Below are 12,713 nucleotides of genomic sequence, written 5' to 3'. Positions count from 1 at the left end.
CCCTTCTTTTTTTGCTTGGGGAGCCTTTCTCCTCCGCGGCGGTGTTGATATTTACAGCTCGTCGGCCCAGCTCTTCATCTGTTCGGTGACCGAATTGATCTGCTGTACGGCAGCCATGATCTCCTCGGTGGCGGCGGCCTGTTCCTGGGAGGTTGCCGCTACCGTGGTTACATAGCCGGCTATATCTATGATCGCTCCTTTGATACTTTGCAGGGTGTCGGCAATCTCCTTGACCGAATTGTTGGTGCGGCTGGCCAGCTTGCGAATTTCCTCGGCCACCACGGAAAAGCCGCGCCCCATTTCCCCGGCCCGGGCTGCTTCGATGGCCGCGTTGAGCCCCAGCAGGTGGGTCTGGCCGGCTACTTCCCGAATCAGCCCCAGCACTTCATCCATGCCCTGTACTTTGTCCCGCATCTCCTGGGTGAAGCTGTCCAGTTTCTGGGCGTTCTGCGCCAGATCCTGGGCCTGAGCGGCCATGCCGGAGACGTTCTGGGTGATGGATTCAAAAGCCATATTCAGCTCGGTGGACGTCTTGATCAGATTTTTCTTGGCGGCGCTGGTACTGGGATTGCACATGGAGATGGCCCCCACCACCTGGCCGGAGGCATCGCGGACGGGCACACTGGAGGCAAAATAACCCACACCATAAACCTCGGGGCCCACCTCTTTGGTGACCCGCCGGCCTTCGCGCAGGGCGGTGCCGGCACCGCTCTGGGGGGGCACCGGATCCCCCACCTTGATGCCCAGTTTGATGCGCTGCCCCTCTTTGTAGAAAACAAATTTTTCCCGGTCGCAGACGGCCAGCACCACGTCGTCGCCCAGCATCTCCCCGTAAAAGTGGGCGGCGTTTACCACTGCTTGCAGGATGTCACTGCTCATAAATACCCCTCCCCAAATAGCTTGGCAAATTTCTCCGGTTACTCCATCCCCTTTGAACAATAATTATTAGTTATTTGCGTCGGAAAACCTGCCAAAGCAAGAAAAAAAGAAGAAAAAAGAAAAAGCCGACAGTTAATTATCCCTGTCGGCAGCCAGTCCGGTGAGGTCCAGCAACTTAAATATCAGACTTAAAGCAATGGACATGACCGTGGCCAGGCCCATACCTTTCAGGCTAACCGTGCCCAGCTGCAACTGGGTGCCGCTGAGGGCAACAATCAGCACCACCGAGGTCAGGATCAAATTACGCGGTTTGCTATAGTCCACCCGGGCCTCTACCAGCATGCGAATACCCGAAGCGGCAATCACGCCGAACAGCAGCAGGGAGACGCCGCCCATCACCGGCGTGGGAATGCTCTGGATGGCGGCCGCCAGCTTGCCCACAAAGGAGAGCAGAATGGCCATGACGGCCGCTCCGCCAATCACCCAGACGCTGTATACCCGGGTGATGGCCATGACGCCAATGTTTTCACCATAGGTGGTGTTGGGGGTGGAGCCAAAAAAGCCGGAAAGCATGGTGGAAAGGCCGTTGCCCAGCAGGGAGAGGTGCAGTCCGGGCCGGCGGGCCAGGTCGCGGCCCACAATGCCGCTGGTGACAAAAAGGTGGCCGATGTGTTCAGCTATGACCACCAGAGCGGCCGGCAGAATGATCATAATGGCGGAGGGGTTGAAAGAAGGGGCGTAAAAATCAGGCAGGGCCAGCCAGTGTGCTTTGATAATGGGCTGCACATCAACCAGGCCCAGAAAGAAGGAAAGCGCATAGCCGGCGGTGATACCCAGCAGGATGGGGATGATGGCCAGAAAGCCACGCAGCACGACCGAAAAGAGAATAGTCAGCCCTAAAGTGGTGAGGGAAACAGCAATGGCTCTGGGATCGGGAGTAAAGGGTTTGCCGGCTTCGCCAATCAGACCGGCCATTTGAGCGGCCACCGGTGCCAGCTCCAGGCCGATGACCGCGACAATGGCTCCCATGGCGGCAGCCGGGAAGACCACGTCAATCCAGCCCGTACCGGCCACCTTTACCAGCAGGGCTACCAGCACGAAGGTGATCCCCACGGCGATGAAGCCGCCCAGCGCCTCACTGTAGCTGTATTGGCCCAGCACTACCAGCACGGGAGAGATGAAGGCAAAGCTGGAACCCAGATAAGCGGGAATCTGTCCCCGGCAGATCAGGATGTAGAGCAGGGTGCCGATGCCGTTGAACAGCAGTACTGTGGCCGGGTTGACCTGAAAAATGATCGGAACCAGGACGGTGGCGCCAAACATGGCGAACAGGTGCTGCAGGCTGAGCGGCAGTGTTTGCCAGAAGGGCAGCCTTTCCTCTACTTGAATTTCTCTGCGGCGCAATTAAACCAGGCCTCCTCGCCAATAATGCAAAAATAAAAATATAAAGCCAATTGTGCGGAAAAAAATTAGATTAAAAACAGCCGGTCTCCCGCATCGCCCAGGCCGGGTACAATATACCCCTTTTCATTCAGCCGGGGATCGATGGTGGCGGCGACGATATTCAGGCGGGGGTATTTGCCGGTGATCTGATTGATACCCTGTTCTACAGCAAAGGCGCAGACCAGGGTGATCTTTTCCGGGCTGTAGCCCGCTTCCACGATCAAATCCAGCGTTTTGACACTGCTGTTGCCCGTGGCCAGCATGGGATCCAGCACAAACACCCAGTCGAAAGCGGCCGGATTTTCTGGCAAAGAACACAGGTAAGCCCGTGCCTGCAAGGTTTCGTGATCGCGGGAAATGCCGATGTGGGCCACCCGGGCTGCCGGTAAAAACTCCAGGAAGCTTTCTACCAGGCCCAGGCCAGCCCGCAGAATGGGTACCAGCAGCACCCGTTCCGAGTTGATTTGGGCGGCCGGTGCTTCCACTCCCAGCGGAGTATAAACCGGGGCAGCGGTTGTGGGCAGGTTGCGGGTTGCTTCCATAGCCAAAAAAAACCCCAGGCCCTTGAGCGCCGCTCGAAAATCCTGAATACCGGTATTGCGATCGCGCAGGGTCCGGAGCTTGTCGGCTACCACGGGATGTCTCAACACAGTTACCGTCTGCAAAAAATCGCCTCCCTGTTCTTACGATTATCAACATCTTAACACACAAACCCATAGATCATTCGACAATATTATCGCAAATCCTCTTTTAGGAAAAAAATCTTGTCCACCTTTCAGAACATCCGGCTGAACATAGCTTTTCAAACCGGGCGACCGGCGATACATACCAGATGAGCCACCTTTACCGTATCCACTCCGGGACACGGCAGCATTTTCCTGTTGGGGGCTGCTGTGATATAGTATAATAAAAACAGATACGGCCAAATTCTATCCACAGAGCACGGAGGGAGCAGCAGTGAGTGATAAAATAAAAACTGCCTGGGAAAAGGCGCTGGAGAGGATGCAGCAGATGCCGCCGGTGGCACCCGGTGAGCTGGCCAGACTGGAGTATATGCCGCAGGGGCACCGCCTGGGAGCCAGATTCATGCAGGAAAAACAGCTTAACCTCAAAAAGACCCTGGCCGAGGTGCCAGATGCCCAAAAACCCTATGTGCTGGAGGGCGTACAGGAAGCCCTTCTTTTGCAACTGGTTCTGCCCGAGCGAGAAGAGCAGATGGAGACCAACCGGCGGGCCATGGAAGGGCTGTTGATTTTAAAACAGGGCAGTCCGGAAATGGTCACCTTGCTCAATGAACTGGAATACCTGTTCAACTATTACCAGCAGGCTCTGCAGCAGACCAGGGCTGGCTTTGAGAGGGAGTTCGCCGCCCGCAGCCGCCAGGTGCGCCGTACCATGCCCGGCCGACAGACCGGCGGGTTAGAAAGCCAGCTGGAGCAGACCCCCGGCTATTATGAAGAATGGAGCCGGGTGCTGGGTGATTTGAACAGCCGTTTTGGCGGCGCTCTGGCGGAATTGAAAGAAAAAATTAAGCGCCTGCAGGTTGTATCCTGAAGCCTATTTGCGCATGAGGCCAAATCAAAAGCCTCCCGTCAGCCGACGGGAGGCTTTTGTACAGCAAGGCGCTGATATTTAATAGCGCATGGCCTTAAGGCGGGCCACCCGCTCCTGGATGGGCGGGTGGGTAGAGAAAAGGGCGGCCAGGCTCTGGCCGGAAAGCGGATTGACTATAAACAGGTGTGAGGTAGCCGGGTTAACCGGCATAGGTACCTGATGGGCGGCCTGTTCCAGCTTGAGCAGGGCATTGGCCAGTCCCTCGGGCGTGCCGGCCAGCCGGGCACCGGTTTCATCGGCGCCGTATTCCCGGGCCCGGGAGATGGCCAGCTGGATGAGCATGGCCGCAATGGGCGCCAGGATGATCATGAGCAGTGTCCCCACAAGACCCAGAATGCCACCACCGCCTTCTTCATCGTCGCTGCCTCCGAAAATCAGGCCCCACTGCAGGGCATTGGCAATCATGGTAATGGCCCCGGCCAGGCTAGCGGCAATAGTGCCTACCAATACATCGCGGTTTTTAATGTGGGCGATTTCGTGGGCCAGCACACCTTCCACTTCACTGCGGTTTAAAATGTGCATCAGGCCGTCGGTAACAGCCACCGCCGAGTGGGCGGGATTGCGGCCGGTGGCAAAAGCGTTGGGCTGGGGGGACGGTATGCGGTAGACGCGGGGCATGGGGATGCCGGCCCGCTGGGATAAACGCCGCACCATGGCGAACAGCTCGGGCGATTCGTGTTCATGCAGTTCCTGAGCCCCGGTCATGGCCAGGGCAATTTTGTCGCTGAAGAAGTAGCTAACAAAGTTCATGCCCAGGGCAATGATGAAAAATAACATGGCCCCGCTCCGGCCGCCCACCAGTTGCCCGATGAACACCAGCAGCATGGTCAGCACACCCATCAGCAGCCAGGCGCGCAGTTTGGTCATGTCGGATACCTCCTTGGCTATAGCTTGTTCAATATGGAGCATTCAACTCAATTATATTGGGTGGGCGGTAGCTTTTACAAGTTGGCGATAGCGCCGCTGCGGTTAAAAATTTTTAACCCAAAAAGAGTATTTGACAACCAGGGCGGCTTGCAGTAAAATATCCTTTGCAGATTTGTAACCAATCAGCCGGAGTGGCGGAACAGGCAGACGCAAGGGACTTAAAATCCCTCGGGGAGATATCCCCGTACCGGTTCAAGTCCGGTCTCCGGCACCAACATTGTAAAACCATGCACTCCCGGGGCATTATTGCCCCGGGAGTTTTTTGTCATTTTTTTATGTTAGCGGACAGCATGCTGCCATAAACCCCGGTCATGTAAAATTTTTACTGGAAAAAACCTTTGTTGCGGCGTATAATGTAAAATAATGTCTGTTTATACACCCCCAGGAAGATATGGTATTAATGTATAATAATGGTAATGGGGGGGGGGGGGGGGGGGAAATATTACCATACGGCCTTTGGTTTTTGTTTAAGTAGCAGGGTTGATGTCGTTCCAGATCAGAGCCTGGTTGTGTTATTGGTTTAGTGAGAGGGGGATCTCTGTGGCATATTGTTGGGACAATCTGTGCTGCCCACCGGAACGCCAGGAGAACTGCCCGGCCTTTACCGAACGCCAGGGTCTGTACTGCTGGCGGGTAACAGGTACACTGTGCCGGGGCGAAGTGCAGGGCAGTATGGCCGAGAAGATGGCTGCCTGCCGGGAGTGCCGACACTACAAACTGCTTTTGGAAAAAAACAAACTGGGTGGTATCAGGGGGCGCCTTGTGCTGGGGTTTACCGCCATATTGCTCCTGCTGGCGCTGGTGGCCGGCCTGGCCTGGTACCAGCTGCGCACAGTACATAGTAAGTCTATCGACCTGTTAACGCACAAAGCGGTGGTGGTCAGTGAGGTAAAAAGCCTGCTCATTGCTGCCCAGCAGGAAACGCTGGATGTGCGGGGCTATCTGCTGTACGGCAACCAGGACTATATGAACAAATACCGGCAGGACGGTCAACTGGTGCAGGAAACCCTGCAGCAGGTGCGGGAACATGTTAGCACGCCCGAGGGGCTGGCCAAGCTGGCGCAAATTGAGAAGAACTACCAGGCCCTGCATGGTTATCTGGAAAACGCCCTGCAGCTGAAACAGACCGGCCGGGAGCAGGAGCTGGTCGCCTATGTGGCGGCCAACAAGGGAGTGTTCAGCAACCTGCGCGGTGCTGTACAGGAACTGATTGACTATGATCAGAAGTTGCTGGAGGAGGGTCTCCAGCAAAATGAACGGGCGGTGCAGGGCACCATCAATTTCTTGATCGGAGTGTCCGCGGCCGCTTTGCTGCTGGCGCTGCTGATCGCCTATCTGCTGGCACGCATGATCACAGTGCCGCTGGCCCAGCTCAAGGAGGTCAGCATCCGGGTGGCGGAAGGCGACCTGATGGTGCCGCTGCTGGAGGTACGGCGCAGTGATGAATGCGGTCACCTCATGCACGCTTTCAACCAGCTGGTGGTGGGGATGCGGGAAATGGCTGCCGCCATCAATGAACAGACCAGATCGCTCACTCAGGCTGCCGAAACCTTGAGCGCCAGTGCCCAGCAGACGGCCAGTGCCGCCAATGAGAACACTTCCACTGTGGAAGAAGTGGCCGGTACGGTGCAGCAGGTGGCGCAAAATGTCCGGCAAGTGGCCGATCTGGCCAGCCGGCTCGGCCAGCAGGCCAGCCAGGGGCAGAGCGGCATCCAGCAGGTGGATGAACAGATGCAGGTGATCACTGCTTCGGCCGGGCAGGCGGCTGCCGCTGTGGGACAGCTCAGCCACCAGACCGAAAACATCAGCCAGATTATCGACCTGATTACCAGCATTGCTGAACAGACCAACCTGCTGGCGCTGAACGCGGCCATTGAGGCGGCCCGGGCCGGCGATGCCGGGCGCGGCTTCGCTGTGGTGGCCGAGGAAGTGCGCCAGCTGGCCGAGCAGTCAGCCAGCGCGGCCAAGGACATCCGGCAAATTCTGGCCGGGATCCAGGAGCAGGTGATGCAGTCGGTGCAGATCATGCACAGCGGAGGCCGCAATGTGCAAGAAGGTGTGCAACTGGTGCAAAATGTGGGCCATTCCCTGAACGGTATTTTGCAAAATATAGCCCAACTGGGCCAACAGATTGAACAGGTGGCCGGGGCGGCCCAGCAGATCAGTGTGGCCGTGCAGAGTGTAGCAGGCAGCTCGGAGGAACAGACGGCGGCGGTGGAGGAGGTCAGTTCCACGGCCCAGGAACTTAGTGCCATGGCCGCCACACTACAGCAGGTGGCGGCCCGGTTCAAGCTGGCTTGATTCATTCGGCCCGGTCCTCCAGCAGCGAGCGGACAATGTGCCGGGAAGACCATTCACCGCTGCTCACATAGGTGATGGTGGGCGTGCGGGGAAACAAACGCCGGTTGATTTGATCAATGCTCAGGCCCTGGGTGTGCAGTTGCCGCACCTGTTCTTGAAGTTCTTCCAGCTGGGCCAGCTTTTGCTGCATCAGCCGGTGTGCGTCTTTCACCACTCCGGCGTGGGCGCAGTACACCGTGTCAAATTCTCTGGTCAGCAGCTCCCGCAGAGATTGCATGAGCCGGGGCATGTTTTCCGGCCGCATCACCACCCGTGTTTGATGATGTAGATAAAGGTCGCCGCTGAACAGGCGGCCGTTTTTTTTGTCCAGCAGGACCACGTGATCAGGGGAATGGCCGGGGGCATGAATAACCTCCCATTCCAGTGTCCGGCTGGCGATGGTTTCAGCCAGGGGCAGGGGCTGAAAAGCCGGCCGGCCGCCCCAGAATAGCCGGCGGTACAGGGGCAGGCGGGCCTTCTTCCGGCATAGTTCCAGAGCGTCCGGATGAATGTAAGCCGGGATGCCGTGCTGCCGGCATAAGAAAGCGGTATTTCCGGTGTGATCCTCATGGAAATGGGTGTGCACGATCAGTTCGGGTTGGTGTTGCCGGCAAAACCCGGCAATATCTCTTTGCAGGCGGGAAGGGCCGCTGTCTACCAGCAGGCCGTCCACCAGATAGAGAAATACATGCAGGCGAGTGCCCAAAAATCCCAGCCGGCCGTGGAACACTTTGACATCGCTCATCATGGTTCACCACTTTTCCTAATTTGGTCTTTTCATCACCTGTACAAGCTATTTAAGTGGTTCTCTGGACAGCGGGACTTTCCTGCTAAATGAATGAATATTTAGTCATTTTTGTATTTATGGTTTATTGAATAATTGTTTTTGTTTGCACCATTAGGGCATCTCTGTATTATTTTGCTAGTGTTACTATCTTGGGAAATATAGACATCAAAAAGGAGCAGCGCTATGATAGATCTAGAAAATGCAGAGCGAGGTGATTACCGGTGACCTTTCGCATGAAAAAGAAAAAAATTCGGCTGGTAAAGGCGGACCGCAGCCGGCGGGAAAAAGCGGACGGTGTGGGTGGGGAAAAAGGGAATGTGTTCGCAGATTACTATGGCCAGATGATTTTTATGAATTACTCAGAGTAGGAGGTTACAGTGGAAAAAGCAAATAGTTTGCCGGATGGGTTACGCGGCTGCCTTCCTGAGTGAAAAGGGGAAGCAGCCGCGTTTGTTTTGAGTGTCCGGTTTTTGTGCTAAAATCTACTAATAGGATTATACCGGAAGGTGAGAGTGGGAGTGAACATTAAACAGCTGGAAGCTTTTTTACTGGTGGCCGAGATGGGCAGTTTCACCAGAGCGGCCAGGAAGCTCTTTTTGAGCCAGCCTGCGGTGAGTTTTTTGATAAAATCCCTGGAAGAGGAGCTGGAAGTGGAGCTTTTCAGCCGCCAGGAACGGCGGGTGGAGCTCAGTGCTGCGGGACGGTTGCTGTTGCCCGAGGCCCGGCAGCTTTTAAAGCAGTACCGGCGGATGCACGGTGTGCTGGAAGAGTTGAAGGGGCTGAAAACCGGTCTGCTGGAGCTGGGGGCCAGTACCATCCCCGGAGAGTATATTCTTCCCTGGTATATTGGGTCTTTTCGCCGGTGTTATCCCGGGGTAAAGGTGACACTGCGCGTATCGGGCAGCGGGGACGTGCTGGACTGGCTGAAAGAGCGGCTGATTGATATTGGCATTGCCGGCCGGCCGGCCACCCGGGCCGATATTGTGTCCGAGCCGTGGCTGGCCGACACTCTGGTGCTGCTGGTGCCGCCCGGACACGCCTGGTCAGACGGCCAGCGGGTGCAGGTCAAAGACCTGCTGGGGCAGCCCTTCATCCTGCGCGAACCCGGGTCGGGCACGCGGCAGGTGTGGGAGGAGCGGCTGACGGCGGCAGGTTTGAGCGCGGCGGACCTGTTCGTGGCCATGGAGATGGGCAGCACCCGGGCGGTGATCAGCGCCGTGCAGGCTGGTCTGGGTATTGGTGTGGTTTCCTGCTGGGCGGCGGCCGAATGTTTGGCCTTGCGCCTGGTGAAACATGTGTTGGTGGAGGAAATGGATCTGTCCCGCTACCTGTACTTGCTGAAGAGCAACCATGATTCGGGAAACTATGCGGCCCGGGTATTTTGGGAATATTTGCAAAAAGAGAGGCCGGCAGAGATTCTGCCGGCCGGGAGACAGAATGTTTTCACGCCTGATTATGGTCCGGCCGGTTTGGTCTGGCCGGGGGGAGGGGCAGCCGGCCCGGACACCCCCGGCGGCGGGGCCAGATGAGCAAATTGTCTGGCCATAATCTGGCGCTGTTTTTCAGCCCGTTCTTTGGTTAGATAAAAGGCGAAGGGTAGGCCCAGGAAGACAAAAATGGCGCCCACCAGCAGGGCATCGCTCATGCCGCGCATGAGCGCCTCCCGCTGCACCAGACCGCTGACCGCGGCCAGGGCGGTGCTTTTATCTCCCAGGGTTGCTGTGGCATAATTCAGATACTGGCCGGCCAAAGGTGTGTCCACACTAATTCCGGCTGACAGTACAGCGGCATGATAGGCCTGACGGCTGACCATGATGTAGGTCAGGTAGGCAATGCCCAGGGAGGAGGCAATCTGCCGGAACAGGTTGTTGATGGCCGTGGCCCGGCCCACCAGAAAAGGTGGCACAGTGTTGGTGCCCACGGAAGAAAGGGGCATCATGGCCAGACCCAGCCCCAGCGCGCGCAGCACCAGCAATAGGCGCAGGTGGGGCAAGCTGTAGCTTAAGTTCAGTTCGTGGAGCATATAGCTGATTACGGCCGCAATGGTCAGCCCTACCACGCCCAGGGGCATGGCACCAACTTTGTCAAACAGCCGGCCGCTGATGGGCATCATCAACCCGGTGGCCAGGGCCATGGGCATCATGAAAATACCGGTCTGCATGGGGGTCATGCCCAGCATGTTCTGGGTGTACAGGGGGATAATAAAAATAATGGCAAACAGTCCCACCTGGGTGAGTACGGTGACCGCCATGCTGACGCTGAACACCGGATTGCGGAACAGGCGGATATCCAGCATGGGATGATCAATGCGCAATTCCCAGATGCAGAACAACAGCAGGCTGAAAAAGGCCAGGCCGAAAAGGGTGACGATGTACTGGGATGTCCAGCCCTTGTCCTGCCCTTTGCTCAGGGCCAGCAGCAGGGCGAAGCAGCCGGTGCAGCAGAGAAAGGCTCCCCAATAATCGAATTTCAGGTGCTGTTGTTTGGGAGTTTCCTGAAGAACCATCTGGGTGAGCAAAACGGCGAAAAAGCCGATGGGAATGTTGATGGTGAAGATTAAATGCCAGCTAAAATTGTCCACCAGGTAACCGCCCAGGGTAGGGCCAATGGCCGGAGCCATAATGGCGCCGATACCCCACAGGCCCAGGGCCATGCCGATTTTCTGTCTGGGGACGATGCGGTAGATAATGGCCATGCTCACCGGCATGATCATGCCGCCGCCGATGGCCTGCACTATCCGGAAGGCTATGAGCGAATTGTTGCTCCAGGCCATGCCGCACAGGGCCGATCCAATGGTAAAAGCTGTTAAGGCAAAAATGTACATAAATTTGTATCCATAGCGGTCGCCCAGATAGCCAGTGACCGGCACCACTACGCCGGAAGCCAGCAAGTAACCGGTGAGAATCCACTGGGCATCTTCGGTATCCACGCCGAAAATGGCCATCAGTTTGGGCAGGGCGACGTTGACAATGCTGCCGTCCAGAATGGCCATGAAAGCGCCGAGTACCACAACCAGCAAACCCAGCCAGGGGAAATGGCGAGTGTCGCTGGTAGGAAAGGGGGCGGCCGGTCCGCTTCCCGGCGGTGCGGAGGGTTTTGGGGCCATTGACAGCACTCCTTAACGGATGTGAATTTTGATTTCAGCGTTGGCATTATGAATCATATTCGAAGGCGGGTTGTCCAGAGCTATTTTGATGGGAATACGCTGAACCACTTTGGTAAAATTGCCGCTGGTATTGGTTATGGGCAGGAGAGAAAAAGTGGCCAGGCTGGCTTTGCCGATGTAGTACACCCGGCCGGTGAATTTCTGTCCGGGCAAATAGTCCAGGGTGACATCCACTGCCTGGCCCAGTTTTACCCGTCCCAGGTCGGTTTCCTCCACATTGGCGCTGATATACATTTGCCGCGGGTCCACCAGCAGTGCGATGGTGGCGCCGGCGGCGGTGTTCTCATTGGGGTTGGCCAGCTTTTTGATTACAATCCCTTCCACCGGGGCTTTGACTACAGCCAGTTCGGGGTCGGTACCGGGTGGTAGCTGAGCTTCGTCCAGCCGGGCCAGGATCTGGCCGGCCTGTACCCGGTCACCTTCTTCAAATTCTACGCTCCTGATTTTGCCGCCCACCCGCGGGGTGGCCTTGTATACCGTACCATCCACCCGGGCGTCGTCGGTTTTGACGTAGAATGTATTATTGTACCAGTAATATCCGGTAATGGACAGGGTGGACAGGATCATCATGACCAGCAGCACCAGCATGATTTTGTTGTTTTTCATTCTCTGCTTGCTCCTTTCCGGCGACATGATAATTTATTTAACAGCATTAACCGTTTATATGCTTAAGTATAGGCAGGCAGTATATTCCTGTCAACAATAAATAGTTTATGAAAAAGTCAACCCCCTGCCAGGCCTGCTTGCGCGCCGGCAGGGGGTTTTACAGGGGCTGGACTTGCTGCAACCAATATCTCCTCCCCGTTATGGTGATAATGGCTTTACACTGTTGATACCGGGATGCCAGGTGGTAACGTGCGGGGAATCAGTGCTTGAAGTGCTGTTTAACATCGGACCAGTGCATAAAGGTTTTGAAATTGGACCAGAGCACTTTCACCAATGAACTACTGTTCTCTAAGGTTGGGTGCTTCTCTTCCCAGGTGGTGTAGGTGGCATAGTCCTGCCGCCGGGCTTCTTGAATATCACCGGCTGCATGGCGCATATCCTGCAATGTCACGAGATCTTTATTCACCTGCACCTGCCCCTGGGCCTGAATGGCTTCCAGTACTTCGCTTCTGCTGCAGGGCCAGTTGATGGTTGGCTTGGCCATGTTCCACACTCCTTTCTCGAGCCATAAGAGGTTGCTGTCGGGATTATTGTACCTCCCGGGTGTTAAACCACTGTCGACCAATGGTTAACATATTGTAATGTTTTACGGGCGGTACTGCGATGAAGAATGTTGCTGGATATATTATTGCCTGTGTTTGTTATTATCATAATCCCGGTACAGGGTAAGGGAAACCTTTCTCCTTTGAAAGGTGAAAAATACTGATGCGGCTGTCATAATGACAAGTCAAGTGTTTCACATGGCGGTTTGGGGCCGCTGAGCTTGGCGAAATGTTCACCTGCGCCGTATTTTGTGCCGGTGGACAAGGCGAACGTTTCACAAGCTGTCCGGATCCGGTGTTGATTGTCAACAGAATTGACCCACTATGTGCAAATAAAATTGATCCACAG

General features: G+C 56.1%; 12 protein-coding genes and 1 tRNA gene. 5 read left to right on the top strand and 8 right to left on the bottom strand.

The window, feature by feature from the left end:
• Nucleotides 1-51: 51 nt before the first annotated feature.
• From ACUVTU_RS04090 to upp, 3 genes are all read right to left on the bottom strand, one after another.
• Nucleotides 52-879 (bottom strand): methyl-accepting chemotaxis protein, encoded by an 828-nt coding sequence (locus tag ACUVTU_RS04090; RefSeq protein WP_445888695.1) that lies wholly within the window; start codon nt 877-879, stop codon nt 52-54.
• A gap of 132 nt (nt 880-1,011) precedes the next feature.
• Nucleotides 1,012-2,283 carry a uracil permease gene (uraA, locus tag ACUVTU_RS04085; RefSeq protein WP_445888694.1) on the bottom strand — a complete coding sequence of 424 codons (1,272 nt, stop codon included), beginning with the start codon at nt 2,281-2,283 and terminating at the stop codon, nt 1,012-1,014.
• A gap of 65 nt (nt 2,284-2,348) precedes the next feature.
• Complete coding sequence (gene upp, locus ACUVTU_RS04080; protein ID WP_445888693.1) at nt 2,349-2,987, bottom strand: uracil phosphoribosyltransferase; 639 nt, start codon at nt 2,985-2,987, stop codon at nt 2,349-2,351.
• A 292-nt stretch (nt 2,988-3,279) separates the two neighbouring features.
• Here upp and ACUVTU_RS04075 point away from each other — a divergent pair, with 292 nt between their 5' ends.
• Complete coding sequence (locus ACUVTU_RS04075; RefSeq protein ID WP_445888692.1) at nt 3,280-3,876, top strand: hypothetical protein; 597 nt, start codon at nt 3,280-3,282, stop codon at nt 3,874-3,876.
• Between the two features lie 78 nt (nt 3,877-3,954).
• On the opposite strand, the gene ACUVTU_RS04070 is transcribed toward ACUVTU_RS04075, so the two are convergent.
• On the bottom strand, nt 3,955-4,803 hold the full coding sequence (locus tag ACUVTU_RS04070) for a zinc metalloprotease HtpX (protein ID WP_445888691.1): 849 nt from the start codon (nt 4,801-4,803) through the stop codon (nt 3,955-3,957).
• A 185-nt stretch (nt 4,804-4,988) separates the two neighbouring features.
• Here ACUVTU_RS04070 and ACUVTU_RS04065 point away from each other — a divergent pair.
• Nucleotides 4,989-5,077: transfer RNA gene (locus ACUVTU_RS04065), tRNA-Leu, on the top strand.
• A gap of 326 nt (nt 5,078-5,403) precedes the next feature.
• Entirely contained in the window at nt 5,404-7,164 is a 1,761-nt protein-coding gene (locus tag ACUVTU_RS04060; protein ID WP_445888690.1) for a HAMP domain-containing methyl-accepting chemotaxis protein, read from the top strand.
• A gap of 1 nt (nt 7,165) precedes the next feature.
• Here the strand turns inward: ACUVTU_RS04060 and ACUVTU_RS04055 are convergent, their stop codons facing one another.
• Complete coding sequence (locus ACUVTU_RS04055) at nt 7,166-7,948, bottom strand: MBL fold metallo-hydrolase (protein WP_445888689.1); 783 nt, start codon at nt 7,946-7,948, stop codon at nt 7,166-7,168.
• Nucleotides 7,949-8,223: 275 nt separating this feature from the next.
• On the opposite strand from ACUVTU_RS04055, the gene ACUVTU_RS04050 reads away from it, so the two are divergent.
• Both ACUVTU_RS04050 and ACUVTU_RS04045 read left to right on the top strand, forming a co-directional pair.
• Complete coding sequence (locus tag ACUVTU_RS04050; RefSeq protein ID WP_445888688.1) at nt 8,224-8,358, top strand: hypothetical protein; 135 nt, start codon at nt 8,224-8,226, stop codon at nt 8,356-8,358.
• A gap of 150 nt (nt 8,359-8,508) precedes the next feature.
• Nucleotides 8,509-9,519 (top strand): selenium metabolism-associated LysR family transcriptional regulator, encoded by a 1,011-nt coding sequence (locus ACUVTU_RS04045; protein WP_445888687.1) that lies wholly within the window; start codon nt 8,509-8,511, stop codon nt 9,517-9,519.
• Here the strand turns inward: ACUVTU_RS04045 and ACUVTU_RS04040 are convergent.
• The 3 genes from ACUVTU_RS04040 to ACUVTU_RS04030 form a co-directional block, all read right to left on the bottom strand.
• Entirely contained in the window at nt 9,444-11,096 is a 1,653-nt protein-coding gene (locus tag ACUVTU_RS04040) for a DHA2 family efflux MFS transporter permease subunit (RefSeq protein WP_445888686.1), read from the bottom strand. The two genes, ACUVTU_RS04045 and ACUVTU_RS04040, sit on opposite strands and share 76 nt — an antisense overlap.
• A 12-nt stretch (nt 11,097-11,108) precedes the next feature.
• Nucleotides 11,109-11,762 (bottom strand): HlyD family secretion protein, encoded by a 654-nt coding sequence (locus tag ACUVTU_RS04035; RefSeq protein ID WP_445888685.1) that lies wholly within the window; start codon nt 11,760-11,762, stop codon nt 11,109-11,111.
• A gap of 259 nt (nt 11,763-12,021) precedes the next feature.
• The gene (locus ACUVTU_RS04030; protein WP_445888684.1) at nt 12,022-12,306 is read right to left on the bottom strand and encodes a hypothetical protein; all 285 of its coding nucleotides are present in this window, start codon (nt 12,304-12,306) and stop codon (nt 12,022-12,024) included.
• Nucleotides 12,307-12,713: the final 407 nt, after the last annotated feature.

This window comes from Desulfurispora sp. (assembly GCF_052744395.1).
Note: the sequence above shows the minus strand (reverse complement) of the source record. Positions and strands in the feature narration are given on the sequence as shown.